The sequence below is a fragment of the Streptomyces violens genome, from assembly GCF_000717745.1.
Lineage (GTDB): Bacteria > Actinomycetota > Actinomycetes > Streptomycetales > Streptomycetaceae > Streptomyces > Streptomyces violens.
This window is the reverse complement of the sequence record NZ_JOBH01000009.1, coordinates 123699-150603: the sequence shown is the minus strand read 5'-3', so window position 1 is coordinate 150603 and position 26905 is coordinate 123699. Positions and strand designations below refer to the sequence as shown.

The following is a 26905-nucleotide window of genomic DNA, read 5'->3' as shown; positions in this document are numbered from 1 at the left end:
TCCAGGGCCGGCGGGAAACCGCCGGTGAACGGGGGATCACGGGGGAACGGGGCCCGCCGGCGGCAGACGCCGGCGGGCCCCTTTCTTGTGCGTACGGGCAGGGGGTGCGACACCGGCCCGCAAGCACGTCCGTACGGCCGGCGGAGCGGACTCCCGGCCGGCGTCCTCAGCCCGCGGGGCGCAGCCAGACCGTGGCGAGCGGCGGGAGGACCGGCGCGATGGAGACGGCCCGGCCGTGGTACGGGACCGGTTCGGACTTCAGCGGCGCCGGGTTGGTCACGCCGCTGCCGCCGAAGCGCTCCTCGTCGGTGTTGAGCACCTCGCGCCAGGCCGGGACGTTCTCCGGCATGCCGAGGCGGTACTCGTGCCGCACCACCGGCGAGAAGTTGCAGACCGCGACCAGCGGGTCGCCGTCGGCGTCGTACCGCACGAACGAGAAGACGTTGTCCTCCCACGCCCCGCCGTCGATCCAGGCGAAGCCGCCCGGGTCGGTGTCCCGCTCCCACAGGGCCGGGGTGGCGGAGTACAGCTGGTTCAGCTCGCGGACCAGGTCCCGGACGCCGCGGTGGTCGGGCTCGGCGGAGTACGCCGGGTCCAGCAGCCACCAGTCCGGGCCGTGCCCCTCGGACCACTCCGCGCCCTGCGCGAACTCCTGGCCCATGAAGAGCAGTTGCTTGCCCGGGTGGGACCACATGAAGCCCAGGTACGCACGGTGGTTGGCGCGCTGCTGCCACCAGTCGCCGGGCATCTTGGAGACCAGCGCCCGCTTGCCGTGCACGACCTCGTCGTGGGAGATGGGGAGGACGTAGTTCTCCGAGTACGCGTACACCATCGAGAAGGTCATCTCGTTGTGGTGGTACTTGCGGTGCACCGGCTCCTTGGACATGTACTCCAGGGAGTCGTGCATCCAGCCCATGTTCCACTTCAGCCCGAAGCCCAGGCCGCCGAAGCCGCCGGGGCCGACGTGGTGGGTGGCGCGGGTGACGCCGTCCCAGGCCGTGGACTCCTCGGCGATGGTCACCACGCCGGGGCAGCGCCGGTAGACCGTGGCGTTCATCTCCTGCAGGAAGTCGACCGCGTCGAGGTTCTCCCGGCCGCCGTGCTCGTTGGGCGTCCACTCGCCGTGCTCGCGGGAGTAGTCCAGGTAGAGCATCGAGGCGACCGCGTCCACGCGCAGGCCGTCGATGTGGAATTCGGAGCACCAGTAGACGGCGTTGGCGACGAGGAAGTTACGGACTTCCGTGCGGCCGTAGTCGAATTCGAGGGTGCCCCAGTCGGGGTGCGCGGCGCGGGCCGGGTCCTCGTGCTCGTACAGCGTCCGTCCGTCGAACTCCGCGAGCGCCCAGTCGTCGCGCGGGAAGTGCGCGGGCACCCAGTCCATGATCACGCCGATGTCCGCGCGGTGCAGCGCGTCGATCAGGTACTTGAAGTCGTCGGGGGTGCCGAGCCGGGCCGTCGGCGCGTAGAAGCCGGTGACCTGGTAGCCCCAGGAGCCGCCGAAGGGGTGCTCGGCGACCGGCATCAGCTCCACGTGCGTGAAGCCCAGGTCCTTGACGTACGCGGGGAGCTGCTCGGCCAGTTCGCGGTAGGACAGGCCGGGGCGCCAGGAGGGGAGGTGCACCTCGTAGACGGAGAACGGCGAGGTGTGTACCGGGCGTTCGGCGCGGCGCGCCATCCACTCCGCGTCGCCCCACTCGTGACGTGAGACGTCGATGACCGAGGCATTGGCCGGCGGGCACTCGGTCCGCCGGGCCATCGGGTCGATGCGCAGCGTGTGGCTGCCGTCCGGGCGCGCGATGTCGAACTTGTACAGCTCGCCCTCGCCCAGCCCGGGGATGAACAGCTCCCACACGCCGCAGGAGCCCAGCGAGCGCATCGGATAGACCGTGCCGTCCCAGTAGTTCATGTTCCCGGCGACGCGGACGCCCTGCGCGTTCGGCGCCCACACCGTGAAGCGGGTGCCGGTCACGCCCTCGTGCTCCATGATCCGCGCGCCGAGCGCCTGCCACAGTTCCTCGTGCCGGCCCTCGCCGATGAGGTGCAGGTCCAGCTCGCCGATCGCGGGCAGGAAGCGGTACGGGTCGTGGACGGTGATCTCGTGCGCGTCCGGGCCCTCGCCGTAGGCGACCACCAGTTGGTAGTCGGGGATCTCCGACAGCGGCAGCACCCCGGCGAACAGGCCGTCGCCCTCGTCGCGCAGCTCGGCCCGCAGGCCCTTGGCGAGCACGGTCACCGAGGTGGCGTACGGGCGCAGCGCCCGGAAGAGCACCCCGCCGCGTACGGGATGCGCGCCGAGCAGCGAATGCGGGTCGTGGTGCGTACCGGACAGCAGCCGGCCGCGGTCGGTGTCACTCAGGGGAGACGCGGCGCGCACGCCGCCCTTGCCGGCGCTGCCGGCGCTCGGGGCGGGGGCGCCGGTGCGCGCGGCGGCAGGCTGGGGGACGGCGGTCTTGGGCACGGCGGTCCCCGTGACCTTGGGCGCGGTGGACCGAGCGGCGGTGGTCTTCTTGGCGGCCGTCGTCCTGGCCGGGGTCTTCGTGCTCTTGGCCGGCGTCTTCGCTGTCGCCTTCGCCGTCGTCTTCTTGGCGGCGGTGGTCTTCTTCGCGCCGGCCTTCTTCGGGGCGGGCTTCTTGGCGGCCGGGGCGGCCGCCTCCCCCGCTTCCGGAGCATCGGTCACCGATGCCCCGGCCGGCTTCGCGGCGCCGCGCGCCGACTTCGCGCGTGAGGTCTTCCGCGCCGGCTCCGCGGCGCGTTCGGCGGCCGCCTCCGCCTCGGGATCGGGCCCGGTGCGCTGGGCCGGCGGGGCGTCCTGCTCGTCCTCCGACCGGGCGGCCGGCAGGAAGGTGGGCGGGACGTCGGCGTCGGGCGCCGCTGCGGGGTCGGACGAGGGGCGGGACGGCGGACGGGGGGTCACGGGAGGAGCCTCCTGGCGGGGCGTTCGGGGGTTCGGGGGATCGAAGGGCGGATCACTCTGGTCGGGTGCGGTCCTCGGGCGGCGCGTAGGTCGGGAACGACGGGTCGCCCTCCTCGGGGTCCGCTTCGGCGTAGGGGTCGGGCCCCGCGCCCACGTGCGGGTCGGTCGTCAGCTGCGGGTCGGTGCCCAGGCGCGGGTCCGGGCCGGCGAGACGGCGGACGGCGGCCATCGGGATGGGCAGCCAGTCCGGCCGGTGCCGTGCCTCGTACAGCACCTCGTACACGGCCTTGTCGGTCTCGTACGCGCGCATCAGCTCCGGAACGGAGTCCGGATCCAGGCCGCCGGCCTCGGCATAGCCGCGGCAGAACGCGGTCCGTGCGCGCCGCGCCCACTCCAGCGACCAGGCGTCGCCGCCGCCGGGGCCGCTGCGCGCCGCGTAGTCGAAGGACCGGAGCATAGCGGCCACATCGCGCACCGCGGGCTGGACATCGCGCCTTTCCGCCAACGGCCGGGCCGGCTCGCCCTCGAAGTCGATGACCGACCAGCGGCCCTCGCCCGCGGAGCGCAGCGTCTGGCCCAGATGCAGGTCGCCGTGGATGCGCTGCGCGGCGAAGGTGCGGCCGTCCCGGCCGAGGGTGGTCAGCGCGTGGAAGGCGGTGCGCAGCCGGGTGCGGTACGGGCGCAGCGCCGGGACCGCGCGCGCTGCGGCGTCCAGCCGCTCGGCCATGCCGGCGGCGATCAGCTCCAGGTGGGTGCGGCGCAACTCGGTGGTGGGCAGCGTCTCGGCGAGCGCGGTGTGCACCTCGGCGGTGGCGTGGCCGAGGGCACGCGCGGAGCCGGTGAAGTCGGCGCGTACCGAGAGGGCGTTGAGCGCGAGCTGCCAGCCGTCGGCCGCGCCGTCCAGGAACGGCGTGAGCACGCCGAGAGTGATCGGTTCTGCGGCGTGGTGGCGCGGCCCTTCGGCCGCCGTCACCGGCCCCGCCGCGTCCGACTCGAACCACGCGACCGGCGGGGGCACCCGGGAGCACTTCGCGCGGGCCAGCGCCAGCGGCAGTTCCAGGTCCGGGTTGAGGCCGGGGGAGGCCCGCCGGAAGACCTTGAGGATGTAGGCGTCGCCGAAGACCACGGAGGTGTTGGACTGTTCGGTGGTCAGCGGCCGGGCGCTGAGGCCGGAGGCGAGGGACGTCTCCGGCTCGACGGTGAAGCGGAGCGCGCCGAGCTGCCCGGGCACCCGCAGCCGTTCCAGCAGCAGCGTGCACAGCCGCGGGTCCAGCAGCGCGTCGTAGACCGTGCGCCCGGCCAGCGGTCCGCCGTCCGGGCGGCCGATCAGCGCGTGGGCGAGCCGCGGCGGCAGCGTGCCGTGCACGCCGAGCAGCAGCTGGTAGCAGTCGTCGTCCTCGGGCGCCCGGGTCTTGATGCCGGGCTGCCGGGCGCGGACGAGCAGATGCAGCAGTCCGGGCGCGGCGGCACCGCCGGCGGTCCCGTCGACGGGCAGCAGCTCGGCGGCCGCGACCAGGTCGAAGCCGGTGACCGGGCGGCCCTTGCCCGCGAACCACCGCTGCCGTGGCACCCATTCGCGCAGCAAGGGGTCGAGCGAGGGCAGCAGTCCGGGTGCGGTGGTGACGGACGGCCGGTGGTGCCGGCCTTGCAGAGCACGGGTCGAGGCGGTTTCCGACATGACGTCGCGTCCTTTCCCCGGGCACACGACAGCTACGGCAAAGTGTCCCGGAATACGGCCTTTACTGTGGGGCGGTGCGGGACGTGTCGGGCGAGGATCGTCCGTACGGCAGCGGATCTGCGGCAGGTGTCCCCACGCCCGGAGGCGCGGCGCGTGGATCGTCCGGCCCGTGCGGCAGTAGGGAGACTGCCCGGGCGAAAGGTCGAAAAACACCCGAACACGCCTTGCGTGCATGTACGGGCGGGTAGCTTCGCGCCCCCGGCACGGACGGCCTGCCGGCCGGCGCGACGGGCCCGTACGCGGCGGTGCGCGGGCGCGCCGTGAGGTGCGCCCGCGCGGCACCGGCCCGAAAGCCCGGCCGGTGCCCGGAACGTCGTGCCGGCTAAGCCACCGCGTCCTTCCGCAGCCGGAACCAGTAGAAGCCGTGCCCCGCCAGCGTCAGCAGGTACGGCAGCTGGCCGATGGCCGGGAACCGCACGCCGCCGATCAGCTCGACCGGATGCCGGCCGTCGAACGCCTGCAGGTCCAGCTCGGTGGGCTGGGCGAACCGCGAGAAGTTGTGCACGCACAGGACGAGGTCGTCCTGGTACTCGCGCAGGAACGCCAGCACCGCGGGGTTGGACGAGGGCAGTTCGGTGTATGTGCCCAGGCCGAACGCGGGGTTCTGCTTGCGGATCTCGATCATGCGCCGGGTCCAGTGCAGCAGGGACGACGGCGAGGACATCGCGGCCTCGACGTTGGTCACCTGGTAGCCGTAGACCGGGTCCATGATCGTGGGCAGGAAGAGCCGCCCCGGATCGCAGGACGAGAAGCCGGCGTTGCGGTCCGGCGTCCACTGCATGGGCGTGCGCACCGCGTCCCGGTCGCCCAGCCAGATGTTGTCGCCCATGCCGATCTCGTCGCCGTAGTACAGGATCGGCGTGCCGGGCAGGGAGAGCAGCAGGGCGGTGAACAGCTCGATCTGGTTGCGGTCGTTGTCCAGCAGGGGCGCGAGGCGGCGGCGGATGCCGATGTTGGCGCGCATCCGCGGGTCCTTGGCGTACTCCGCGTACATGTAGTCGCGCTCTTCGTCCGTGACCATTTCGAGCGTGAGCTCGTCGTGGTTGCGCAGGAAGATGCCCCACTGGCAGCCGGACGGGATCGCCGGGGTCTTGGCGAGGATTTCCGAGACCGGGTAGCGGGACTCGCGGCGTACCGCCATGAAGATGCGCGGCATCACCGGGAAGTGGAACGCCATGTGGCACTCGTCGCCGCCGGTCTCCGGATCGCCGAAGTAGTCGACCACGTCCTCCGGCCACTGGTTGGCCTCGGCCAGCAGCACCGTGTCCGGGTAGTTCGCGTCGATGACGGAACGGACCCGCTTCAGGAAGGCGTGCGAGGCGGGGAGGTTCTCGCAGTTGGTGCCCTCCTCGGCGTAGAGATAGGGCACGGCGTCCAGCCGGAAGCCGTCGATGCCCAGGTCCAGCCAGAAGCGCAGCGCGGAGATCATCTCCTCCTGGACCGCCGGGTTCTCGTAGTTGAGGTCCGGCTGGTGGGAGAAGAAGCGGTGCCAGTAGTACTGCTTGCGCACCGGGTCGAAGGTCCAGTTGGATGCCTCGGTGTCGACGAAGATGATCCGGGCGTCCTGGTACTGCTTGTCGTCGTCCGCCCAGACGTAGTAGTCGCCGTACGGCCCTTGGGGGTCGGTGCGGGACTCCTGGAACCACGGGTGCTGGTCGCTGGTGTGGTTCATCACCATGTCGATGATCACCCGCATGCCGCGCTGGTGCGCGGCGTCCACGAACTCCACGAAGTCGGCGAGGTCACCGAACTCCGGCAGCACCGAGGTGTAGTCGCTGACGTCGTAACCGCCGTCCCTCAGGGGGGACTTGAAGAACGGCGGCAGCCAGAGGCAGTCGACGCCCAGCCACTGCAGATGATCCAGCTTGGCCGTCAGGCCCTTCAGGTCGCCGACGCCGTCCCCGTTGCTGTCCTGGAACGACCGCACCAGGACTTCATAGAAGACGGCCCGCTTGAACCAGTCGGGATCGCGGTCCTTGGCCGGAGTGTCCTCGAACGTGTCGGGGACGGGCTCATTGACGATCAATTGGGTGACCCTCCGATCGGTGAGGACGGTCGCAGGGACAGCACGTGCGCGGGCGCAATGCCACTGCCCGGCTCCAGGCGCACATAGTTGTCCCTGCCCCAGTGGTAGGTCTCGCCGGTGAGCTCGTCGCGCACCGGTACGGACTCGTGCCGGTCGAGGCCGAGCTCCGGCATGTCCAACGACACCGTCGCCTCGTGGGTGTGGTGCGGGTCGAGGTTCACGACCGTGAGGACCACGTCGGCGCCCTCGCGCTTGGAGTACGCAAGGACCGCGTCGTTGTCGACATGATGGAAGTGCAGGGCACGCAACTGCTGGAGTGCCGGATGACGGCGGCGCAGCCGGTTGAGTGCCGTGATGAGAGGAGCGATGCTACGGCCCTCGCGACCCGCTGTCTGCCAATCGCGGGGACGCAGCTGATACTTCTCCGAATCCAGGTACTCCTCGCTCCCGTCTCGTACAGGAGTCCCTTCGCAGAGCTCGTATCCGGCGTACACGCCCCACGTCGGGGACAGGGTCGCCGCCAGCACCGCGCGTACCTCGAAGGCCGCCCGGCCGCCGTGCTGGAGGTAGGCGTGCAGGATGTCCGGGGTGTTCACGAACAGGTTCGGCCGCATGCAGTCGGCCGATTCCCGCGACAGCTCGGTGAGGTACTCGGTCAGCTCCTGCTTGGAGTTGCGCCAGGTGAAGTACGTGTAGGACTGCTGGAAGCCGACCTGCGCGAGGGTGCGCATCATGGCGGGGCGGGTGAACGCCTCGGCCAGGAAGATGACGTCCGGATCGGTGCGGTTGATGTCCGCGATCACCTTCTCCCAGAACACCACGGGCTTGGTGTGCGGGTTATCGACCCGGAAGATCCGCACCCCCTTCTCCATCCAGAAGCGCAGCAGCCGCTCCGTCTCCTTCACCAGGCCGCGGAAGTCCGCGTCGAAGGCGATGGGGTGGATGTCCTGGTACTTCTTCGGCGGGTTCTCGGCGTACGCGATGGTGCCGTCGGCGCGGTGGTGGAACCACTCGGGATGCTTGTCCAGCCAGGGATGGTCCGGCGAACACTGCAGCGCGAAGTCCAGCGCCACCTCCATGCGCAGGTCCCGCGCGGTGCGCACGAAGTACGCGAAGTCCTCGAAGGTGCCCAGGTCCGGGTGGATGGCGTCGTGCCCGCCCTCGGCCGAGCCGATCGCCCACGGCGAGCCGACGTCGTGCGGGCCCGCGGAGAGCGCGTTGTTCGGGCCCTTGCGGTGGGTCGTGCCGATCGGGTGGATGGGCGGCAGGTAGACCACGTCGAAGCCCATCGCGGCGACCTCCGGCAGCCGCTCGGCGGCGGTCCGGAAGTTACCGCTGACCAGGGTCCCGTCGGGCGCCTCGTACGCCCCCTCCGAACGCGGGAACATCTCGTACCACGAGCCGTACAGCGCCCGGCGCCGCTCCACCAGCAGCGGCATCGGCCGGGAGGCGCTGACCAGTTCGCGCAGCGGGTGCCGGCCGAGGGTGTCCATCACCTCGGGGGTGAGCGCCGCGGCCAGCCGGGTGGCGGCCGGCAGGCTCTCGTCGCGCAGCGTGTCGGCCACCCGGAGAATCGATTCGCGCCCCGCGTTCTTCGGCACCCCCGCCGCCGCCCGTTCGTGCAGCGCCGCACCCTCGGCGAGCACCAGACCGGTGTCCTGGCCGGCCGGGATCTTGACCTGCGCCGTGCGCCGCCAGGTCGTCACCGGGTCCGACCACGCCTCCACGGTGTACGTCCAGCGGCCCTCCGCGTCCGGGGTGACCAGCGCGCCCCAGCGGTCCGTGCCCGGCGCCAGCTCCCGCATCGGCGTCCATGGGCCGCTCCGGCCGCTTGGATCGCGCAGCACGACATTGGCGGCGACCGCGTCGTGGCCTTCCCGGAAGACCGTGGCGGAGACTTCGAAGGTTTCGCCGGTCACCGCCTTGGCCGGGCGGCGCCCGCAGTCGATCTGGGGACGGACGTCCAGGACGGGAATGCGACCGATCATGGGATCACCTGAGACTTGGGACACTTTGCGGGGTGTTGTCCTTTGTATCTCCGCGGCGGGCTTACGGGTTGCGGGCATGAACGGTCCTGTCGCCTTTCACTCGGTTGGAGGTGCGCAGGGCGGGACACGCGGGGGAGGCACGCAACAAACGTTCCGCCAGAGCCTTCCCACGCTCCGCGGCCGGGCAATCCGCCCGCGGATGAACTACTCGTACGTAACACCGCACCGCGAACGAGCCGGGCGAACCGGCCGCCGCGTGGCACGCGGACAGCAGCGGACCGGCCCCGCCGACGGGCGGAGCCGGCCCTCACGGCCCTGTCCGGGGCGGTACTACCTGACCCGGAGCAGCCGGTCCGGCGAGCCCAGCCCCCCGCTCTTGACCTGCTCCTCCGAAGCGCCGTCGACCAGCGCCTTCCCGACCTCCGCCGGCTTCGCCCCCGGATGCCGCGACAGGTACAGCGCCGCGCCGCCCGCGGCGTGCGGCGCGGCCATCGAGGTGCCGGAGAGCACCTTGGCGGCCGCGTCGTCCGAGTTCCAGGCCGAGACGATCCCGACACCCGGCGCGAACAGGTCCACCGGCGGACCGAAGTTGGAGAACTCGGCGCGGGAGTCGTCGCTGCCCGTGGCGCCGACCGTGATGGCCTCCTCGACCCGGCCGGGCGAGTAGAGGGCGGCCGGCGCGTTGTTGTTCCCGGCCGCGACGGTGAACGTCACCCCGGCCTCGATCGCGTTCTTCACCGCCTGGTCCAGCTGCGGCGACAACATGCTGCCCAGGCTCAGATTGGCCACCGAGGGCCCCTTGGCGTGCTGGGCCACCCAGTCGATGCCCGCCATGACCTTCTCGGTGGTTCCCGAGCCGTCGGCGTCCAGCACCCGCACCGAGATGATGTCGGCCTTCTTGGCGACGCCGTACTTCTCACCCGCAATGGTGGCGGCCACATGGGTGCCATGGCCGTTCGCGTCGAGCGCGTCGCCGTCGTTGCCGACGAAGTCCCACCCGCTTCTGGCCCGTCCCTTGAAGTCCTCGTGGGTGGTACGCACGCCGGTGTCCAGGACGTAGACGCTGACGCCCGCGCCGCCGCCGGGCGGCATGACGTACGACTTGTTGAGCGGCAGGGTCTTCTGGTCGATCCGGTCCAGGCCCCAGGACGGCGGGTGCTTCTGCAGGGCCCCCGGCGCCTTCGCGGTGTCCGTCAGCCGTACCGTGCGGTTCTGGCTCACCGCCGCCACCGCGGGGTGCGCCGCGAGACGCCGGGCCTGGGTCGCGTTCGCCCGTATCGCGTAGCCGTTGATGGCCTTGCGGTACGTCCGGCGTATCGTCGCGCCGTACTTCGCCGCCAGCCGCTTCCCCGCCGCGGACCGCGCGTCGACCCCCCGCGCGCCCTGCTTGAAGGTGACGATGTAGCTGCTGTTGACCGCGCCGGACGCCCCCGCCCCCAGTACCCGGCCTTCGGGCGGCGCGGCGTGGGCCGGCAGCGTGGCGGCGCAGAGCAGGGCCGCCGACGCGGCGGCCGTACTCCCCGCGGCCAGCCGTCGCCGGGCTGTTCGTGTCCAGGCCATGTACGGAGTTCCCCTCTTCAACTCGACAGGCAGGCAAGGGTGTTGCGATTCCGTGGCGCCGGCAGCCGCGCCGCGCTCCACCGACGCCATCCTGCAGCCTTCCGTGGGCCCGCAGTCCGTACAAGAGAGGACGACGGGGCGGAATCGGCCATATCGGGTCGATGATGCATGGCGAAGGTTGCGGCGATTTCTGGCCGGATCCCGCACCCGGCCCGGCCACGGCCGCCCGGCGGGCACACATGGCCGGGCCCGCGGGCCCGCTCCGGCGCTGGCACCTCCGCCAAGAGACGTACGGGACGCTCTGCAAGGGGCGTATGAGAGTGCGGTCGGCGCGTGGGGCGGGCCTTTCGAGCGGTTGTGTGCAGTGCCGGGCGCGCGCTGTGGTTGCTGCGGCCCGCCCGCCGCTACGGTCGGAGCGTGAAGGCCATTCGTCGATTCACCGTGCGCCCTGTCCTTCCCCCGTCCCTACGACCGCTCAGCGAACTGGCGCGGAACCTGCGCTGGTCCTGGCACACCGAAACCCGCGAGCTCTTCCACGCCCTGGACCCCGACGGCCGGCAGCGGCCCGGCACCGACCCGGTCCAGCTCCTCGGCACAGTCACCGCCGAACGCCTGGCCGAGCTGGCCGCCGACCGCCGCTTCCTGCGCCGGCTCACCGCCTGCGCGGATGACCTGCAGGACTACCTCTCAGGCCGCCGCTGGTACCAGTCCGTCGACGGTGCCCTGCCCGAGGCCGTCGCCTACTTCTCACCGGAATTCGGCATCACCGCCGCCCTCCCGCAGTACTCCGGCGGCCTCGGCATCCTCGCCGGCGACCACCTCAAGGCCGCGTCCGACCTCGGCGTCCCGCTGATCGGCGTCGGCCTGCTCTACCGCCACGGCTACTTCCGCCAGACCCTCTCCCGCGAGGGCTGGCAGCAGGAGCACTACCCGGTCCTCGACCCCAACGAGCTGCCGCTGGAACTCCTCCGCGAGGACGACGGCAGCCCCGCCCAGGTCTCCCTCGCGCTCCCCGGCGGCCGCCGGCTGCGCTCGTACATCTGGCAGGCCCGCGTCGGCCGCGTGCCGCTCCTCCTCCTCGACTCCGACGTCGAGGAGAACGGCCCCGGCGAACGCCAGGTCACCGACCGCCTCTACGGCGGCGGCAGCGAACACCGCCTCCTCCAGGAAATGCTGCTGGGCATCGGCGGCGTACGGGCCGTCCGTACGTACTGCCGGCTCACCGGTCATCCAGCGCCCGAGGTCTTCCACACCAACGAGGGCCACGCCGGCTTCCTCGGCCTGGAACGCATCCGCGAACTGTCCGAAGAGGACGCCGGCGGGCTGGATTTCGACAGCGCCCTGGAAGCCGTACGGGCCGGTACCGTCTTCACCACCCACACCCCCGTGCCCGCCGGCATCGACCGCTTCGACCGCGAACTGGTCGCCCGGCACTTCGGCCCCGACGGCGAACTCCCCGGCATCGACGCGGCCCGCGTCCTCGGCCTGGGCATGGAGAGCTACCCCGGCGGCGAGCCCAACGTGTTCAACATGGCCGTGATGGGCCTGCGGCTGGCCCAGCGCGCCAACGGCGTCTCCACGCTGCACGGCGGCGTCAGCCGCGGAATGTTCGCCGGACTCTGGCCCGGCTTCGACCCCGACGAGGTGCCGATCACCTCCGTCACCAACGGCGTGCACGCACCCACCTGGGTCGCCCCCGAGGTCTTCCGCCTCGGCGCCCGCCAGATCGGCGCCCAGCGCACCGAGGACGCCCTCACCGTGGGCGGCTCCGAACGCTGGGACGGGGTCGCCGACATCGCCGACCCCGCCATCTGGGACCTCCGCCGCACCCTGCGCGAACAGCTCGTCACCGAAGTACGGATGCGGCTGCGCGCCTCCTGGCGGCAGCGCGGCGCCGCCACCGCCGAACTGGCCTGGATCGACGGCGTCCTCGACCCCGACGTCCTCACCATCGGTTTCGCCCGCCGGGTGCCGTCCTACAAGCGCCTCACCCTCATGCTCCGCGACCGCGACCGCCTCATGGAGCTGCTGCTCCACCCCGAGCGGCCGATCCAGATCGTGGTGGCCGGCAAGGCGCACCCCGCCGACGACAGCGGCAAGCGCCTCGTCCAGGAGCTGGTCCGCTTCGCCGACGACCCGCGCGTCCGGCACCGCATCGTCTTCCTGCCCGACTACGGCATGGCCATGGCGCAGAAGCTCTATCCGGGCTGCGACATCTGGCTGAACAACCCGCTGCGGCCCCTGGAAGCATGCGGCACCTCCGGCATGAAGGCCGCCCTGAACGGCGCCCTGAACCTCTCCGTCCTCGACGGCTGGTGGGACGAGTGGTACGAGCCGGACTTCGGCTGGTCCATCCCCACCGCCGACGGCACCGCCACCGACGACGAGCGCCGCGACGACCTCGAAGCCGCGGCCCTCTACGAACTCCTGGAGCAGCGCGTCGCGCCGCGCTTCTACGAGCGCGACGAGGCGGGCGTACCGCACCGCTGGGTCGAGATGGTCCGCCGTACGCTCGTCACCCTCGGCCCCAAGGTCCTCGCCGGCCGGATGGTCCGCGAGTACGTCGAGCGGCTCTACGCCCCCGCGGCGCACGCGCACCGCGCCCTCACCCCGGAGGCCGCGCGCGGCCTCGCGGAGTGGAAGGTCAGGGTGCGGGAGGCGTGGCCACGGGTCGCGGTGGACCACGTCGAGACCGGCAGCCCCACCACGCCCGCCAACGGCCAGGCCGAACTGGGCGGCACCCTCGCCCTGCGCGTCCGGGTCACGCTGGATCAGCTGGCCCCCGAGGACGTCGAGGTACAGCTGGTCTCCGGCCGGGTCGACGAGTCCGACCGGATCGCCGACCCGCTCACGGTCCCGCTCAAACCGGCGGGCGGCCCCGACCTGGAAGGCCGCTGGCTGTACGAGGGCCCGCTCGTCCTGGACCGCACCGGCCCCTTCGGCTACACGGTCCGCATCCTCCCCGCCCACCCCTTGCTCTCCACGCACGCCGAGATGGGCCTGATCGCCGTCCCGTCGGAGGCCACGGGCGAGGCGGCCGGGGTGCTGCTGCGGTGATACCGGGGGGCGCTGTGCACACGACCGTATGGGACGACGCGGGCGCCGGCGGGCCGCCCGCCGTCCTCGTCCACGGGATCCTCACCTGGGGCGACGACGAGCGGTACGGCTTCGCGGCACAGCGCCCGCTGGCGGCACGGCACCGGCTGCTCCTGATGGACCGCAGGGGCTACGGGCGGAGCCCCGACATCGAGCACAGCGACTGGGCGGTCGACGCCGAGGACATCATCGCTCTCCTCGGCACCGGCGCCCACCTGGTCGGACACGCGTACGGCGGCGTCAGCGCCATGGCCGCCGCCGTACACCGCCCGGACCTGGTCCGCTCCCTCACCCTGATCCAGCCGGGCGCGCTGCGGCCGGCCGAGGCGGATCCGGTGGTGGCCGCGGCCCTGGCGCGGGCCCGGGCCGCCACCGCCGCCCTCCCCGCCGGCCTCACGCCGGCGGAGTACCTGCGCGCCGCGACCGAGTCCGTCGGCATGGAGACGCCGGAGCCGACACCGGCACGGCTGCGCGCGGCGGCCACGACGATGGCCGAACGCCCGTGCTGGGACGCGGACATCCCGCTCGGCCCGCTGGCCGACGCGCCCTTCCCCAAGCTGCTGATCTCCGGCGACTGGGCGGGCGCCCCCGAGGCGTACCGCACCTACGCGGGCGAGCCGCTGATCGCGTGCGCCCGCTTCCTCGCCACCGCCCTCGACGCCGACCACCTGACCGTCCCGGGCTACTACCCGCACACCCAGCAGCCCGCACGGGTCAACGCGGCACTGGCTGACCTGTGGCAGGCCGCCCGCACAGCATGAAGGGCGGTGTCCGGAGGGATATCGGGAGCCTCCGGACACCGCCCGGCTCGTGCGGAAGGGGCGGATCACCCTGTGGACAACGTCCACGCGGCTCCCCGCCCCCCTAAGCTCCCCGGACTGTAAGGGGGGCCCAGTGGCGAAGCGTTACTTCGGCCGCGTTACTTCACCGCCACGCCCGTCCAAGCCGCCTCGACGCCCTTGACCTCGGCGCTGTCGGCGCCGAACAGGTCCGTGGCGGCCTTCACGGTCGCCTCGCGGGCGCCCTTGTAGTCGGTCGTGGAGGTCATGTACGCGGTCAGGGCCTTGTACCAGATCTTCTCGGCCTTGTCCCGGCCGATGCCCTCGACCTTGGAGCCGTCGGCGGTCGGGCTGTCGTACTTCACGCCGTCGATCTCCTTCGCGCCGCTGCCCTCGGACAGCAGGTAGAAGAAGTGGTTGGCGATGCCCGAGGAGTAGTGCACGTCGACGTCCCCGGCACCCTCCTTCCAGAAGTCCAGCGAGTTGCCGTCCTTGCTGGGCTTGTCCATGTAGCGCAGCGGCGAGCCGTCACCGTTGATGTCGATCTTCTCGCCGATGAGGTAGTCGCCGACGTCCTCGGTGTTCTTGGCGCTGAACTCCGTCGCGGTGCCGAAGATGTCGGAGGTCGCCTCGTTCAGGCCGCCGGACTCGCCGCTGTACTCCAGGTTCGCGGTGGCCGAGGTGACGCCGTGCGACATCTCGTGCGCCGCGACGTCCAGCGCGGTCAGCGGGTGGGTGTTGCCCTCGCCGTCGCCGTACGTCATGCAGAAGCAGCTGTCGTCCCAGAACGCGTTGACGTAGTTCTGGCCGTAGTGCACGCGGGAGGACGCGCCCTTGCCGTCGCCGTTGATGCCGCTGCGGCCGTGCACGTTCTTGTAGTAGTCCCAGGTGACCTGCGCGCCGTACGCCGCGTCGACGGCCGCGGTCTGCGGGTCGTCGCCCTTGCCGGTGCCCCAGGTGTCGTCGTCGTCCGTGAGCAGCTTGCCCTCGCCGCTCTCCGAGCCGCCCAGGTCGTACGTGCCGTGGCCGCCGCGGCTGTCGTCGGTCAGCTCGTAGCCGCTGCCGCCCTTCTTGGTGGCCAGCTCGACCTTGCCGCTGTACATGCTGGTGCCGGCGCCGGTCTCGATGACCTGGTGCTGGAACAGCTTCTTGCCGGTGCTGGCGTCGGTGACGACGTGCAGCTCGCTGGGGGTGCCGTCCTTCTGGACGCCCTTGACGACCGTCTCGTACGCGAGAACGGGCTTGCCGGAGGCGGCCCAGATCACCTTGTTGGGCGTCGCCGCGTCGGACTTCTTGATGCCCTCGGTCTTACCGGACACCGACTCGGCGGACGTCGCGGCCGACTTCGGGGCGATCTTCGGGGTGGTGGAGGCGACCTTGATGGTGGCCTTCGTGGCCTTGGTGGTCGACTTGATGGCGCCGCCCTTGGCCTGGTGGACGACGAGGTCGCCGCCGAGTACGGGCAGGCCGTCGTAGGTGCGCTCGTAGCGGGTGTGCGTGGTGCCGTCCGCGTCCTTGATGACGTCCTTGACGACCAGCTTCTCCTTGGCCCCGAGGCCCAGCTCCTCGGCGGTCTTCGCCTTCGTGGCCTGCGCGTCGCGCAGCAGTTCGGCGCGGTGCGAGGCGGTCATCTTCACCGGGGCGCCGGCGGCCTCCGGGGAGGCGGGGGCCGCGCCCGCCGTGCCGGTGGCGATGCCGGCCGCGAGCAGCGCGGCGGCGGCCACGGAGGCACCGGCGATACGGGTGGTACGCGATATGTGGGGGGTCACGCGTGCTCCTTCAACTTTGCCTGTGGTGGGGGGTGCAAAGCGATGCGGGTGGTACGTGCGGGGTTAGCGTGCCACCCGAACGGGCGGCTGTCACCGGCTAATTGGCGCCGCTTCGCAATTTGTTCGCAAAGAGCGCGCCCGCGTCCGCATAACGGAGGAGTGCCACCCCCGCCGAGCGGCGGGGGTGGCACTCCCTGTTGTCCGTCTGCCGGAAGACCGGGTCAGAAGGTCAGCTTCCAGCTGTTGATGTGGCCCGTGTCGCCGGAGTACACGTCCCGCACCCGCAGCTTCCAGGTGCCGGCCGCGTTCTCCGCCGAGGCGTTGACGGTGTACGTGGTCTTCACGTCCGCCGCCGAGTCCCAGGAGCTGGAGTTCTTCAGGCGGTACGCGGTGCCGTCCGGCGCGACCAGGTCGATGACCAGGTCACCGCGGTAGCTGTGCACGATGTCCACGCCGACCTTGAGCGTGCTGGGCGCCTTGCCGGTCCGGTTGACGCTGATCGACGAGGTCACCGCGGAGCCCGCGTCCGGGATCGCCACGTCGTTGGTGTTCTCGAAGACGTTGCCGCCCGGGTCGGGGTCGCCGCCGTCCCCGACGCGGCTGCCGACGTTCACCGCGGCCCAGGTGTTGGCGACCGTGTTGTAGGTCGGGGTGTCCTTGCCGAAGAGGTCGGCGGCGGCCTGCAGGGTGGCGGTGCGGGCGCCCGCGAAGTTGGTGTTGGAGCTCATGTACTGGGTGAGCGCCTTGTACCAGACCTTCTCGGCGTTGGCCCGGCCGATGCCCGGCACGGGCAGACCGTCGGAGGTCGGGCTGTCGTAGTGCACGCCGTTGATGTCCTTCGCGCCGCTGCCCTCGGACAGCAGGTAGAAGAAGTGGTTGGCGATGCCGGAGGAGTAGTGCACGTCGACGTTGCCGACACCGGAGTACCAGGAGTCCTTGGACGCGCCGTCCTTGCTGGGCTTGTCCATGTAGCGCAGCGGGGTGCCGTCACCGTTGATGTCGATCTTCTCGCCGATGAGGTAGTCGCCCGGGTCCTTGGGGTTGTTGGCGTTGAACTCGACGGCCGCCGCGAAGATGTCGGAGGTCGCCTCGTTCAGGCCGCCGGACTCACCGCTGTAGACCAGGTCGGCGGTGTTGGAGGTGACGCCGTGGGTCATCTCGTGCGCGGCCACGTCGATCGAGGTGAGCGGCGCGGCGTTGCCCGACCCGTCGCCGTAGGTCATGCAGAAGCAGCTGTCGTCCCAGAAGGCGTTGACGTAGTTGTTGCCGTAGTGGACCCGGCTGTACGCGCCGACGCCGTCGCCCTTGATGCCGCTGCGGCCGTGCACGCTCTTGTAGTAGTCCCAGGTGAGCTGGGCGCCGTACGCGGCGTCCACGCCCGCGGTCTGCACGTTCTGCGGGGTGCCGTCGCCCCAGACGTCGTCCGGGTCGGAGAAGAGCGTGCCGGTGCCGGACGAGCCGTGGTTGAGGTTGTAGGTCTTGTGGTTGCCGCGCGTGGTGTCGGTCATGGTGTACGAGGGCGCCGTGCCGATCGTCACCTGGCCGCTGTACTGGCTGTTGCCGGTGCCCTGGTCGATCTCCTGGTACTGGAACAGCTTCTCGCCGGTGGTGGCGTCGGTGATGACGTGCAGCCGGTTCGGCGTCTGGCCGTCGTCCTGCAGCCCGCCGACCACGGTCTCGTACGCGAGGACCGGCTTGCCGTCCGCCGCCCAGATCACCTTGCGGGGCTCCTTGGCGTCGGACTTCTCCGCGCCCTCCGCCTTCGACGCCTTCAGGGCCTTGGCCTCGGCGGCCGCGGGCGTCACGGCCGCCTTCGTGCCGGCCACGGCTATCCGGGCCCGGACGCCCTTGGTGACCCGCTCGACCTTGCCGGTCCTGGTCTCGTGCACGACGAGGTCGCCGCCGAGGACGGGCAGCCCCTCGTAGGTGCGCTCGTACCGGGTGTGCGTCGTGCCGTCCCGGTCCTGCTGGACGTCCCGGACGACGAGCTTCTCCTTGGCGCCGAGCTGCAGCTTCTTCGCCGTCTGCGCGGTGGTGGCGGCGGCGTCCTTCAGCAGCTCCGCACGCTGCGAGGGGGAGAGCTTGGCGGGCAGGGCGCCCGCCCGGGGCTGTGCGTGTGTGCTGCCGGGGTTGGGCGCGGCGTTGCCCGCGCCGGTCTGCACGCCGACGGCGAGGAGGGCCGTCACGGCGACGAGGGTGCCGGTGGCCATCACACGTCTGCGGCCCGTCGCGGCACGTCCATGGGGGGTGCGTCTCACGCTGGCTCCTTCTGCGGGGCCGCGGCGGTGTGGGCCACGGCCGGGGGGACCGGGCGGCGGGGTGGCCGTCCGGGCAGAACAAGTGCGTGTGGGGGGAGCGGTACGTACGTGACCGGCGCGGGCAGTGGTGCTGTGGGGACCCGCCCCGACTGCCGCGCAGCTTCCCACCCGCCGCGCCCGTTTGTCAGGATCCGTTCAAGAACATGGCCGGAAACCGTCCGTAGAGCGGCGGTTGGCGTTCGTATAGCGGTCAACCAAGGCAGAGGCCGGTCGGAGTCGGGTCAGTCGGCCTTGACGCGGACCTCGTCCCGGATGCGGCCCGCCTTGTCGGCGAATGCCTGGAGGTCGACGGAGGCCGGATCGGCCTCGGGGTCGGCGCCGTCCACCTCCATCACGCTCACCTCATGGCTCCCGTCGGCCCAGCTGCAGAAGGGCACGGTGATCTCCGTGCCGGCCTGGTCCTTGGTCATGACGCCGCAGGTCACCGGAGTGTCATCGCCCTTGGGGGTGAACTCCCGCTCCGGCACGGGCTGGGCGGCGCCCTCGCCCTCGTTCATGCCGTCGATGTTGCTGTCGAGCGCCCGGTCCGGATCGTCGATGGTCCCGTACAACCCGGTGTACGTCAGGGACTTGGTGCCGTGGGTGTACTGGCCGCCCACCGCCTTCATGCCGTGCATGCCGTTGCCGTCGTGCGGGATCTGGCGGTCGATCGTGTCGCTGATGTCCTGGGCGATCCGGTAGGTCCCGTTGTCGAGCGTCTTCGGGACGATGAGCGTGTACCGGGGCCCGGAAGGGGCGGTACTGGAGTGCGAAGCCCCCGCCCCCGGCAGGAACTCGCGCACGATGCCTCCCACGACGAAGCAGCCGACCACCACACCGATCACGATGCCGGTGATCTTTCCCGCGTTGCTCTTCTTCGGCGGCGGCCCCATGGGCGGCATTCCCCAGGGGGCGCCGGGCTGCTGGCCGTACGGCGGCTGTCCTGGATACGGAGCTTGCCCCGGGTACGGCGCCTGGCCCGGGTACGGCGCCTGTGGCGGGCCGTACTGCGGTGCGCCGTAGCCCGGCTGCGGCTGCTGCGGATACGGCGGATAGGAGGGCCCGGGAGGCGGCGGCGTGCTCATGACCAACATCATTTCACGCGCCCGGGGCGGTCCTCACTGCACCAGGCTGTCCCGCCACGCCTCGTGGAGGGAGGCGAACTCGCCCTTGTTGCCGATGAGTTCGGCAGGTGTGCCGTCCTCGACGAGGCGGCCGTGGGACATCACCAGGACGCGGTCGGCGATCTCGACCGTGGAGAGGCGGTGGGCGATGACGACGGCCGTGCGGTCGCGCAGGACGGTGTGCATGGCGCGCTGGACCGCGCGTTCGCCGGGGATGTCGAGGGAGGACGTCGCCTCGTCGAGGATCAGTACCGCCGGGTCGGCGAGGAGCGCGCGGGCGAAGCCGACGAGCTGGCGCTGGCCTGCGGAGATACGGCCGCCGCGCTTGCGGACGTCGGTGTCGTAGCCCTCGGGGAGCGCGGCGATGAAGTCATGGGCGCCGATCGCCCGCGCGGCCCGCTCGATCTCGGCGCGGGGGGCCTCGGGGCGGCCGATGGCGATGTTCTCCGCGACCGTGCCGGAGAAGAGGAACGCCTCCTGGGTGACCATGACGACCCCGCGCCGCAGCTCGGTCGTGGACAGGTCGCGCAGGTCGACACCGTCCAGCAGCACCCGGCCGCCCGTGGGGTCGTAGAAGCGGGCGAGCAGCTTGGCGAGGGTGGACTTGCCCGCGCCCGTGCTGCCGACCACCGCGACGGTCTTCCCCGCGGCGAGCGTGAGGTCGAAGCGGGGCAGCACCTCGCCGCCGGTGCGGTACGCGAAGTGCACGCCCGAGAAGGTCACTTCGCGGCCGGGGCGGCCGTCGGCGCGCTCGGGCAGCGGCACGGGCGTGGCCGGTTCCGGTACGGCGGGACGCTGGGCGAGCAGGCCCGCGACCTTCTCCAGGGACGCGGCCGCCGACTGGTAGGCGTTCAGGAACATCCCGAGGCGGTCGATCGGGTCGTAGAGGCGCCGCAGGTACAGGACGGCGGCGGCCAGTACGCCGAGGGCCAGCGAGCCGGTGGCGACGCGGGAGGCGCCCCACAGGACGATGGCGGCGACGGCGATATTGGCGGCCGTACGGGAGAGGAGGACGTACCGGGCCATCTCCAGGGTGGCGCTGCCGTTGACCCGCTCGTGGACGCGGTTGAGACGGCCGAACGCCGCGTCGTTGGGCCGCTCGCGGCGGAACGCCTGCACGGGGCGGATGCCGTTGAGCGTCTCGGCGAACTTCACGATGACCGCGGCGATCGCCGTCGAGCGGCGCGCGTAGACCCTCTTGGAGCGGCGCCGGTAGGAGCGGATGAAGAGCAGCAGCGGCCCCGCGGAGAGCACGGCCGCCGCGCCCAGGCCCCAGTCCAGGTACAGCAGCATCGCCGTGACGTAGACGATGGACAGCACGACCCCGACCAGCTCCTGCAGGCCGTCGTTGAGCAGCTCGCGCAGCGATTCCACGTCGGTCGTCGAGCGGGAGATCAGCCGTCCCGAGGTGTAGCGCTCGTGGAAGTCCAGGCTGAGCGCCTGGGCGTGCCGGAAGATCCGGCCGCGCAGGTCGCGCAGTACGTCCTGGCTGACCCGCGCGCAGGACCGCGTGAAGCCGTACTGGAGGGCGCCCGCGGCCAGCGCGCACGCCAGGTATCCGGCGCCGACGGCGAGCAGCGGGCCGTGGTCGTGCGCCCGCAGCGCGGGCACGGCGTGGTCGATGGCGTACGCGACCAGCAGCGGCCCGGCCTGCACGGCGGCCTGCTGGAGGAGGAGCAGCACGACGGTGAGCCGGCCGCGGGCCGCGTACGGGCGCAGCAGCGAGCGCAGCAGGGCGAGCGAGGCGCCCTTGGGGGTGGGCAGGACGTCCCGGTCGAAGGGGTCGCCGGCGGTGGGCGGGCCGGGCGGTGCGGCCGCGTCGGCGTCGCTGTCCTCGGGTGGCCGGCCGGCGGCGGTCGTGGTCGTGGTCATCGCTCCGTCTCCTCTGCGGTGCGGGCCGGGTCGGCGGGGCTCGGGGCGCTGGACGGGCCCGCACCGGCCGGATCGGCGCCGGACATCAGATGGGCGTACTCCGCGCTCTCGCGCAGCAGCTGCTGATGCGTGCCGACCGCGGTGATGCGGCCGCCGGAGAGCAGCGCGACCCGGTCGGCGAGCAGGACCGTGGAGGGGCGGTGCGCGACGATCAGCGCGGTCGTGGTCGCCAGCACCTCGCGCAGCGCGGCCTCCACCCGCGCCTCGGTGTGCACGTCCAGCGCGGAGAGCGGGTCGTCCAGGACGAGGAAGCGCGGGGACCCGACCACCGCGCGGGCCAGCGCGAGCCGCTGCCGCTGCCCGCCGGACAGGCTCAGCCCCTGCTCGCCGACCTGGGTGTGCTCGGCCTGCGGCAGCGCGGCGACGAACTCGTGCGCCTGGGCGACCCGCAGCGCCCGCCGCACGCCGTCCCCGTCCGCCTCCTCGCCGCCCATCAGGACGTTCTCCGCCGCGGTCGCCGAGAAGAGCGTGGGCTCCTCGAAGGCCACCGCGACCAGCGACCGCAGCTCGTCCCGCGGCAGCGTCATGATGTCGCGCCCGTCCAGGGTGATCCGCCCGCCGGTCGCGTCGTACAGCCGCGGTACCAGCGCGGTGAGCGTGGTCTTGCCGCTGCCCGTGGCGCCCACCAGGGCCATCGTCTCGCCGGGCCGGACGTGCAGGTCGACGCCGCGCAGCGTGGGCGGCGCGCCGGCGGGCGCGTCGGGGTAGCGGAACTCCACGCCGGTGAAAGCGAGGCCGTCGGGGGCCGGGGCGCCGGGGGCGGCCGGGAGTACGGACGCGTCGGCCGCATCCGCCTCCGGCACGTCCATCACCTCGAAGTACCGGTCCGCCGCGGTCGCCGATTCATTGCTGATCGCCAGCAGGAAGCCGATGGACTCCACCGGCCAGCGCAGCGCCAGCGCGGTGGACAGGAACGCCACGAGCGTGCCCGCCGACAGGTCACCGTCGGCGACCTGGACCGTACCGAGGATCAGCGCGGCCCCGATCGCGGTCTCCGGCAGGACCGTGATGACGCCCCAGATCGCGGCGAGCAGCCGGGCCTTGTGCAGCTCGGTGGCGCGCAGCTCGTGGGTGAGGGCGGTGTAGGCACGGGCCTGGGCGCGGTGCCGGCCGAACCCCTTGATGATGCGGATGCCCAGTACCGCCTCCTCGACCAGCGTGGTCAGATCGCCGACCTGGTCCTGCGAACGGCGCGCCGCGACGGAGTACTTCGCCTCGAAAACCGAGCACAGCACCACCAGCGGCACGATCGGCGCGAGCAGGACCAGCCCCAGCGACCAGCGCTGGGCCAGCAGGATGGCGCAGCCCGCGAGGATCGTGACGCCGTTGACGAACAGGAACGTCAGCGGGAACGCCAGGAACATCCGCAGCAGCTGCAGGTCGGTGGTGCCGCGCGAGAGCAACTGCCCGGTGGGCCAGCGGTCGTGGAAGGCCACCGGCAGCCGCTGGAGGTGGCGGTACAGCGCGGCGCGCATCGCCGCCTCGACGCTCGCCAGCGGGCGCGCGACCAGCCACCGGCGCAGCCCGAAGAGCCCCGCCTCGGCCAGCCCCAGGAGCAGCAGGATGCCGCCGCCCAGCCAGATGCCCGCCGCGTCCCGCTCCGCGACCGGCCCGTCCACCAGCCACTTCAGTACGAGCGGAATGAGCAGGCCCGTGCCGGACGCCAGGACGGCGACGCCCGCCGCACCGGCCAGCCGGGCCCGCACGGGGCGGACGTACGGCCACAGGCGCAGCAGCGAGCGCACGGGGGAGCGGGGAGTGGGGACGGCGGACTCGGGGCGGTGCGCGTCATCGCTCATCAGCAGTGAGCGTAGAAGTCACCACTGACAATCCTCACGCGGTTTTTTCCCGCCGCGACCCGGAACGGGCCGACCCAGGACAGGCGGACCCGGGCCGGACGGTCACCGCCCGGCCCGTAGCAGCCACACCGCCCGCCCCGGCATCTCCACCTCGGCACCCGCCTCGTACGCCGTGCCCGGCGCCGCCTCCTGGTCCTCCCGCGCGGTGTCGACGAGGAGTTCATACGTACGGGCCCACGGCGCGCCCGGAAGGGTGAAGCGGCCCGGCGCCTCCCCGGCGTGCAGCACGACGAGGAAGCTGTCGTCGGTGACCGGCAGCCCGCGCTCGTCCCGCTGCGCGATGTCCGTACCGGACAGGAACATGCTCAGGCCCGCGGCGTGCGCGTACCAGTCCGCGTCCGTCATCTCCGTCCCCGCCGGCGTGAACCACGCCAGGTCCCGCAGCCCGTCGGGCCCCTGCGGCCGCCCCGAGAAGAAGGCGCGGCGGCGCAGCACCGGGTGCGCCCGGCGCAGCGTGATCAGCCGGGCGACCAGCTCGGTCAGCGGCCGCCACTCCGGGTCGTCCGCCAGCGACCAGTCCAGCCAGCCCAGCTCGTTGTCCTGGCAGTAGCCGTTGTTGTTGCCGTGCTGGGTGCGGCCCAGCTCGTCGCCCGCGACCAGCATCGGCACGCCCGTGGAGAGCAGCAGCGTGGTGAGGAGGTTGCGCAGCTGGCGGCGGCGGAGCGCCTTGATGTCCGGGTCGTCGGTCTCGCCCTCGGCGCCGCAGTTCCACGAGCGGTTGTCGTCCGTGCCGTCGCGGTTGGCCTCGCCGTTGGCCTCGTTGTGCTTGTGTTGGTAGGACACCAGGTCGCGCAGGGTGAAGCCGTCGTGCGCCGTGATGAAGTTGACCGACGCCTGCGGGCGGCGGCCGCCCCAGGCGTACAGATCGCTGGACCCGGACAGCCGGTAGCCGAGGTCGCGGACGTCCGGGTACGCGCCGCGCCAGAAGTCGCGCACGGCGTCGCGGTACCGGTCGTTCCACTCCGTCCACAGCGGCGGGAACGCCCCGACCTGATACCCGCCCATCCCCACGTCCCACGGCTCGGCGATCAGCTTCACCCGGCGCAGCACCGGGTCCTGCGCGATCACCGCGAGGAACGGCGAGAGCATGTCCACGTCGTGCATGGACCGGGCGAGCGCCGCGGCCAGGTCGAAGCGGAAGCCGTCCACGCCCATCTCGGTGACCCAGTAGCGCAGCGAGTCGGTGATCAGGCGCAGCACGTTGGGCTGTACGACGTGCAGGGTGTTGCCGCAGCCGGTGTAGTCGGCGTACCGGCGCGGGTCCTGCTGGAGGCGGTAGTAGCCGCGGTTGTCTATGCCGCGCAGCGACAGCATCGGGCCCATCTCGTTCGCCTCGGCCGTGTGGTTGTAGACCACGTCGAGGATGACCTCGATGCCCGCGTCGTGCAGCGCGCGCACCATCCGGCGGAACTCGCCCACCTGCTGGCCGCGCGTCCCGGAAGCGGCGTACGCGGCGTGCGGTGCGAAGTAACCAATGGAGTTGTAGCCCCAGTAGTTGCGCAGGCCGCGCCGGAGCAGATGGTCCTCGTGCGCGAACTGGTGCACGGGCAGCAGCTCGACGGCGGTGACGCCGAGTCGGGTCAGATGCCCGATCGCGGCCGGGTGCGCGAGCCCGGCATACGTGCCGCGCAGCCGCTCCGGGATGTCCGGATGGCGCTTCGTGAAGCCGCGCACGTGCAGCTCGTAGATCACCGAATCGGCCCACGGCGTCTTCGGGCGGTGGTCGTCCTCCCACTCGTCACCGGACGCGTCGTCGTGCACCACCACGCCCTTGGGGACGTGCGGCGCGGAGTCCCTGTTGTCGCGCACGGTGTCCGCTATGTGCTGCTCGGGCCAGTCCCGCACATGGCCGTACACCTCCGGCGGCAGCCGGAAGTCCCCGTCGATCGCGCGCGCGTACGGATCGAGCAGCAGCTTCGCCGGATTCCAGCGGGCCCCGGTCCAGGGGTCCCAGCGGCCGTGCACGCGGTAGCCGTACCGCGTCCCCGGCAGCACGCCGGGGACGAAGCCGTGCCAGATCTCGTGCGTCAGCTCGGTGAGCGGATACCGGGTCTCGGCGCCCGCGTCGTCGAAGAGGCACACCTCCACCGACTCGGCGCCCGCCGACCACAGCGCGAAGTTCGTCCCCGCGACGCCGTCCGGGCCGCTGCGGAAGCGCGCCCCGAGGGGCTGCGGGCTCCCGGGCCGCACCGTGACCGTGCCCGGGGCCGTTCTCGCCCGGCCGTCGTCCGGCAGTGCCTCCTGCTCCAGCGCGCTCGACACGTGGCAGCCTCCCGCCGCTCGGCGACTCGATCGGGCGGTGCCCGCGCGACGTCCCGGCCGCGCGCGTGGACGTGCCCTCCCGGCGATCCATCCCTGCCCCCTTCCTTCCCCGAACTGGGCAGGACCTCACGTTTCCCCACGAAGCGAACGCTCGTTGAGACCACCGTGAGCTACCGAACCCTCAGAAACCGAGCGGCCGGGCGGCCCTGGACGGCCGCCGTACCGCTGCTCACCGGCGCCGTCCTGCTCGCCGCCTGCCAGGGGCCGGGCGGGTGGACGTCGGACGCGCCGCGCCCCGCGCACGAGGCCGTACGGGTGGTACCGGACGACGGCGCGCGCGGCGTGCGCGCGGACCACCGCATCGAGGTACGGGTACCGGACGGGCGGCTGGAACGGGTCGAGGTCACCCGGGCGGGGGACACCGGCAGCGCGCCGGTGCCCGGCCGGCTCTCCCCCGACGGGCTCGGCTGGCGCTCCGCCGGCGTCCCGCTCGCGCTCGCCTCCCGGTACACCGTCGAGGCCGTGGCGCTGGACGGGCAGGGGCGGCGCACCGCCCGGCACACCTCCTTCACCACCTACGTGCCCCGGCACCGCGTCGTCGGCTTCTTCCGGCCCGAGCACCGCTCCACCGTCGGCACCGGAATGATCGTCTCCTTCGACTTCAACCGCCCGGTGCGCGACCGCGCCGCCGTCGAGCGGGCCGTCTCCGTCACCGCACGCCCCGCCGTGCGCATCGCGCCCCACTGGTTCGGCGCGCGCCGGCTGGACTTCCGGCCCCGGGAGCGCTGGCGGCCGGGCACGGAGGTGACGATGGCGCTGCGGCTGCGGGACGTGCGTGCGGCGCCCGGGGTGTACGGGATCCAGCACAAGACCGTCCGTTTCCGGATCGGCCGGGATCAGACCAGCGTGGTTGACGCCGCCGCGCACACCATGACCGTACGGCGCGCGGGGACGCCGCCGGTGACCCTGCCGGTCACCGCGGGGGACCAGGACAATCCGACGTACAACGGCCGGATGGTGATCCTGGAACGGCATCCGATGACCCGGATGGACGGCGGAACGGTCGGCTTCGGTGGCGAGTACGACATCCCCGATGTGCCGCACGCGCTGCGACTGACCACCTCGGGGACGTTCCTGCACGGGAACTACTGGGCGCCACGGGGGACGTTCGGCGGCGCCAACACCAGCCACGGGTGCGTCGGGCTCCGCGATGAGCAGGGCGGCAGCCCGGACACCCCGGCGGGCTGGTTCTACCGCAACTCGCTGATCGGCGACGTCGTCGAGGTGATCCGCTCCCAGGACGCGACGGTGGCGCCGGACAACGGGCTCGGTGGCTGGAACATGCCGTGGGAGGAGTGGCTGCGGGGCTCCGCCGTCCGCTGAGCCGGCAGACCGCGCGGACACCGGCCGCACCGTTATCCGGCCGACTTGGCCGCCCGCGCGGCCCCTCGCGTACTTCCCGTACCACCGCCCCCACTTGGGACGAAACGGTGACATGTCCGGGGAGTCCGCCCTCGTCCCCGGTGTGGTTATCTGGCGGCAGGCGCGCGCGTGGCCCGTG

14 protein-coding genes are annotated in these 26905 nt (G+C 72.2%); 3 read left to right on the top strand and 11 right to left on the bottom strand.

Going from position 1 to position 26905, the window contains the following annotated elements; all coding sequences use genetic code 11:
* Positions 1 to 166: 166 nt before the first annotated feature.
* The 5 genes from glgB to IF04_RS0118305 all read right to left on the bottom strand — a co-directional run bounded on the left by glgB (position 167) and on the right by IF04_RS0118305 (position 10226).
* Complete coding sequence (gene glgB, locus IF04_RS0118325) at positions 167 to 2914, bottom strand: 1,4-alpha-glucan branching enzyme (protein WP_078600451.1); 2748 nt, start codon at positions 2912 to 2914, stop codon at positions 167 to 169.
* 52 nt (positions 2915 to 2966) lie between these two features.
* On the bottom strand, positions 2967 to 4592 hold the full coding sequence (locus IF04_RS0118320; protein WP_157847673.1) for a maltokinase N-terminal cap-like domain-containing protein: 1626 nt from the start codon (positions 4590 to 4592) through the stop codon (positions 2967 to 2969).
* 382 nt (positions 4593 to 4974) lie between these two features.
* Positions 4975 to 6678 carry a maltose alpha-D-glucosyltransferase gene (gene treS / locus IF04_RS0118315; protein ID WP_030258325.1) on the bottom strand — a complete coding sequence of 568 codons (1704 nt, stop codon included), beginning with the start codon at positions 6676 to 6678 and terminating at the stop codon, positions 4975 to 4977.
* Positions 6675 to 8666 carry an alpha-1,4-glucan--maltose-1-phosphate maltosyltransferase gene (locus IF04_RS0118310; protein WP_030258322.1) on the bottom strand — a complete coding sequence of 664 codons (1992 nt, stop codon included), beginning with the start codon at positions 8664 to 8666 and terminating at the stop codon, positions 6675 to 6677. Before IF04_RS0118310 ends, treS begins: the two co-directional genes overlap by 4 nt.
* Positions 8667 to 8996: 330 nt before the next feature.
* Positions 8997 to 10226 carry a S8 family peptidase gene (locus IF04_RS0118305; RefSeq protein WP_030258320.1) on the bottom strand — a complete coding sequence of 410 codons (1230 nt, stop codon included), beginning with the start codon at positions 10224 to 10226 and terminating at the stop codon, positions 8997 to 8999.
* A gap of 417 nt (positions 10227 to 10643) precedes the next feature.
* On the opposite strand from IF04_RS0118305, the gene glgP reads away from it, so the two are divergent.
* Together glgP and IF04_RS0118295 are read left to right on the top strand one after the other, a co-directional pair.
* Positions 10644 to 13283, top strand: a complete 2640-nt coding sequence (glgP, locus tag IF04_RS0118300; protein ID WP_030258316.1) for an alpha-glucan family phosphorylase — start codon at positions 10644 to 10646, stop codon at positions 13281 to 13283.
* Positions 13284 to 13297: 14 nt separating this feature from the next.
* Entirely contained in the window at positions 13298 to 14083 is a 786-nt protein-coding gene (locus tag IF04_RS0118295) for an alpha/beta fold hydrolase (RefSeq protein ID WP_030258313.1), read from the top strand.
* Positions 14084 to 14241: 158 nt separating this feature from the next.
* Here IF04_RS0118295 and IF04_RS0118290 read toward each other — a convergent pair whose 3' ends face one another.
* The 6 genes from IF04_RS0118290 to glgX form a co-directional block, all read right to left on the bottom strand.
* Positions 14242 to 15870, bottom strand: a complete 1629-nt coding sequence (locus IF04_RS0118290; protein ID WP_030258309.1) for a M4 family metallopeptidase — start codon at positions 15868 to 15870, stop codon at positions 14242 to 14244.
* Between the two features lie 221 nt (positions 15871 to 16091).
* Positions 16092 to 18080 (bottom strand): M4 family metallopeptidase, encoded by a 1989-nt coding sequence (locus IF04_RS0118285; RefSeq protein ID WP_030258305.1) that lies wholly within the window; start codon positions 18078 to 18080, stop codon positions 16092 to 16094.
* Positions 18081 to 18409: 329 nt separating this feature from the next.
* A complete protein-coding gene (locus IF04_RS0118280; protein ID WP_030258302.1) occupies positions 18410 to 19252 on the bottom strand; it encodes a hypothetical protein in 843 nt (280 codons plus the stop codon).
* 33 nt (positions 19253 to 19285) lie between these two features.
* The gene (locus tag IF04_RS0118275; RefSeq protein ID WP_030258299.1) at positions 19286 to 21163 is read right to left on the bottom strand and encodes an ABC transporter ATP-binding protein; all 1878 of its coding nucleotides are present in this window, start codon (positions 21161 to 21163) and stop codon (positions 19286 to 19288) included.
* Complete coding sequence (locus IF04_RS0118270) at positions 21160 to 23022, bottom strand: ABC transporter ATP-binding protein (protein WP_051831349.1); 1863 nt, start codon at positions 23020 to 23022, stop codon at positions 21160 to 21162. The genes IF04_RS0118275 and IF04_RS0118270 overlap by 4 nt, the downstream gene beginning before the upstream one ends.
* A gap of 102 nt (positions 23023 to 23124) precedes the next feature.
* Positions 23125 to 25344 carry a glycogen debranching protein GlgX gene (gene glgX / locus IF04_RS0118265; RefSeq protein ID WP_030258292.1) on the bottom strand — a complete coding sequence of 740 codons (2220 nt, stop codon included), beginning with the start codon at positions 25342 to 25344 and terminating at the stop codon, positions 23125 to 23127.
* A 165-nt stretch (positions 25345 to 25509) separates the two neighbouring features.
* Here glgX and IF04_RS0118260 point away from each other — a divergent pair, with 165 nt between their 5' ends.
* Positions 25510 to 26727: a L,D-transpeptidase gene (locus IF04_RS0118260; RefSeq protein ID WP_030258290.1), complete on the top strand. Its 1218-nt coding sequence runs from the start codon at positions 25510 to 25512 to the stop codon at positions 26725 to 26727.
* Positions 26728 to 26905: the final 178 nt, after the last annotated feature.

Coding starts and splice junctions, on each gene's coding strand:
- IF04_RS0118320 (WP_157847673.1), bottom strand. CDS start 4,592: ATGTCGGAAACCGCCTCGACCCGTGCTCTGCAAGGCCGGCACCACCGG.
- IF04_RS0118310 (WP_030258322.1), bottom strand. CDS start 8,666: ATGATCGGTCGCATTCCCGTCCTGGACGTCCGTCCCCAGATCGACTGC.
- IF04_RS0118305 (WP_030258320.1), bottom strand. CDS start 10,226: ATGGCCTGGACACGAACAGCCCGGCGACGGCTGGCCGCGGGGAGTACG.
- IF04_RS0118285 (WP_030258305.1), bottom strand. CDS start 18,080: ATGGCCACCGGCACCCTCGTCGCCGTGACGGCCCTCCTCGCCGTCGGC.
- IF04_RS0118280 (WP_030258302.1), bottom strand. CDS start 19,252: ATGAGCACGCCGCCGCCTCCCGGGCCCTCCTATCCGCCGTATCCGCAG.
- IF04_RS0118275 (WP_030258299.1), bottom strand. CDS start 21,163: ATGACCACGACCACGACCGCCGCCGGCCGGCCACCCGAGGACAGCGAC.
- IF04_RS0118270 (WP_051831349.1), bottom strand. CDS start 23,022: ATGAGCGATGACGCGCACCGCCCCGAGTCCGCCGTCCCCACTCCCCGC.